The organism is Streptococcus sp. 1171_SSPC (assembly GCF_001069335.1).
Lineage (GTDB): Bacteria > Bacillota > Bacilli > Lactobacillales > Streptococcaceae > Streptococcus > Streptococcus xiaochunlingii.
This window is the reverse complement of record NZ_JWAK01000038.1, coordinates 1-2537: the sequence shown is the minus strand read 5'-3', so window position 1 is coordinate 2537 and position 2537 is coordinate 1. Positions and strand designations below refer to the sequence as shown.

Annotated in this window: 4 protein-coding genes; all 4 read right to left on the bottom strand. The window is 43.7% G+C overall.

What is annotated here, in order from left to right; translation table 11 throughout:
• On the bottom strand, nt 1–650 hold a 650-nt coding region (gene lacD, locus ADF75_RS08125; protein ID WP_048789681.1), incomplete at its 3' end, for a tagatose-bisphosphate aldolase.
• Nucleotide 651: 1 nt separating this feature from the next.
• Nucleotides 652–1581 carry a tagatose-6-phosphate kinase gene (locus tag ADF75_RS08120; RefSeq protein WP_048717140.1) on the bottom strand — a complete coding sequence of 310 codons (930 nt, stop codon included), beginning with the start codon at nt 1579–1581 and terminating at the stop codon, nt 652–654.
• A gap of 11 nt (nt 1582–1592) precedes the next feature.
• Entirely contained in the window at nt 1593–2108 is a 516-nt protein-coding gene (lacB, locus tag ADF75_RS08115; RefSeq protein WP_023026585.1) for a galactose-6-phosphate isomerase subunit LacB, read from the bottom strand.
• 16 nt (nt 2109–2124) lie between these two features.
• The coding region (lacA, locus tag ADF75_RS08110) for a galactose-6-phosphate isomerase subunit LacA (protein ID WP_048789684.1) at nt 2125–2537 on the bottom strand (413 nt) is incomplete at its 5' end.

The window sequence follows — 2537 nt, the reverse complement described above, 5'->3', positions numbered from 1 at the left end:
CCTTCAACGTATTTGACATTGACTGGCACTTCTACCTTCAAGACATCGATGTTGAAGCGTGGGTCTGAGAAGACTTTCATAGCTTCGATGACCTTACGAGGTTTTACTTTCGCATATTCTACAGATCCGGCATCCGCAATAGTTTCATCATAAGCCAAGATTTCAAGGAAGAATGGAATTTCTTCTGCAGCACATTCTGAACCAATGCGTTCGATGTAGGCTTGTTTTTCTTGGTTGAGTTCTTCTGCACTATCCACATCATAGTAGAGCAAGAATTTCACTGCATCTGCGCCCTGTTCTTTGATGCGTTTAGCTGACCAAAGGTTAAGGCAGTCTGGCAGACGTTTTGTGCTAGAAGTGTCGTAGCCAGTTTTTTCATAAGCCAACAAGAGACCTGCTTCTGCATCCAAGACCTTGGTCGCTGGAAGGCCATACTCAGGGTCCAAGAGCATAGAAGATGCGAATGGCGTCAATTCTTCAGCCACCAAGACCTTCAATTCTTCCATTTGAGCTACTGTTGGTTCTGTGTCTTGATATTGAGCCATGAGGCGTTTCAAGGCACCACGTTGGTCAAAGGCCAAGGCTGAGATCACACCCTCTTTGGTGCTCAATTTTTCTAAATAGTTGCGTTTTTGTTCTGTTAATACCATCTTATACCTCTTTTACAATTATATTCTGATACAAATCATCGTAGTGGGCCATATTGACATGCCCTGTCATCTTTTCTTGGGCATTTAGCATCCCTAGGACCATAGCATGGGTCAAGAGAGCCACGTCATCTTTTCCGCTACTGAGGGCAGCAGAGATCCCAGCTACGGTTGAATCTCCAGATCCCACTGGATTGACCACTTCTATTTTTGGAATATCCACCTTATAGAAGCTGTCTCCATGTTTGGCAAAGGCACCATCTCCACCTAAGGAGACGATAATCCATTCGATTCCTTCAAACAGTGGGTCTTTCAAAACTTCTTTTAAGTCCTCAAAATCAGCTGAAACATCTCGTCCTAAGAGTTGAGATAATTCTTCGCGATTGGGTTTAATCACCGTTGGTTTGAATGGTGAATGAAGGACTGCTTCTAAAGATTTGCCTGATGAATCAAGTACAACCTTGCGTCCTGCTTCTTTTGCAATCTCAATTAGGCTCGCATAATAGTCCACTGGTAGCCCTGTAGGAAGACTCCCCGAAATGGCAATCACATCTGCTGTCGGCATGAGGAGTTTGAAATGGTGAAGGAATCCCAAAGCTTCCGTCCGGATAATTTCTGGACCCGCTTCTAAGATTTCTGTTTGATTTCCTTCATGCAAGATGGCGATACAGTTCCGCGTATCTCCCAGGATATCATAGAAGAAGGATTGGACATCTCGTGGAAGATGGGTCTTGATGAATTGACCATTGGTCCCACCAACAAAACCTGTTGCTCCAACTGTTTCACCGCTCTCAGCTAGGACACGGGTGACATTTAACCCTTTCCCACCAGCCGTCTTAGAAACTTCCGACACACGATTCACAGTATCCAACTTTAATTCTTCCAAGGGATAAGAAATATCAATGGAAGGATTCAAGGTGACAGTTAAGATCATATGCACACCTCTTAGTCGTGGTATTCACCACGATCCCATTTTTCAAGGAATTCTGTAAAGAAGTCTGCATCCTCTTGGTGATCATTATGCGTTTCCAAATGTTGAATCTTAGCAATCAATTTCTTGTTTTCTTCACTTGGTTTGTATTCTGCATGGATGAATGCTTCAATGATATCACACATGAGCAACTCACCAGTTACTTTTCCACCAAAACCAATCACGTTGGCATTCAACTCTTCTTTCGCATAAAGAGCCGTTGTCATATCGCGAACCAAGGCTGAACGAATTCCAGGAACCTTGTTAACAGCGTTGTTAATTCCAACACCAGTACCACAGATACATACTCCAAGATCAGCTTGACCACTAGCGACTGCTTCACCGACTTTTTTCCCAAAAATTGGGTAGTGGGTACGCGCATGGTCATAGGTTCCGAAGTCAAGGACTTCATAACCTTTTGATTTCAAAAATTCAGAAACAGCCATTTTTTCATTTGTGACAATATGGTCACATCCAATTGCAATTTTCATTCGTTTACTCCTCCCCTTAGCACATCTTGTTGAGCATATCGACACGGATTTGGTGGCGACCGCCGTCATACTTACCGTTTACAAAACCTTTGGCGATATTTTTGGCCAATTGCTCACCCACGATTTGAGCGCCCATGGTGATCATGCGAGAATTGTTGTGGCCACGAGTCATGTAGGCAGAACGCTCATCTGAAACTTCTGCCGCAACCATTCCTTTAATTTTAGTAGCGACCATGAATGGACCAGCACCATAGGCATCAATGACGATACCAAGATTGTCTTCTGCTTGTTTGACTTCTTTAGCGACAGCCAAGGTCACATCAACAAAGTCTTGCCCTTCTTCTGTAACATCCACCACTTGGAAACCTTCTGCTTCCAAATATTCTTTGACTACTTCTTTTAAGCGGATACCTGCTGCATCCGCACCAA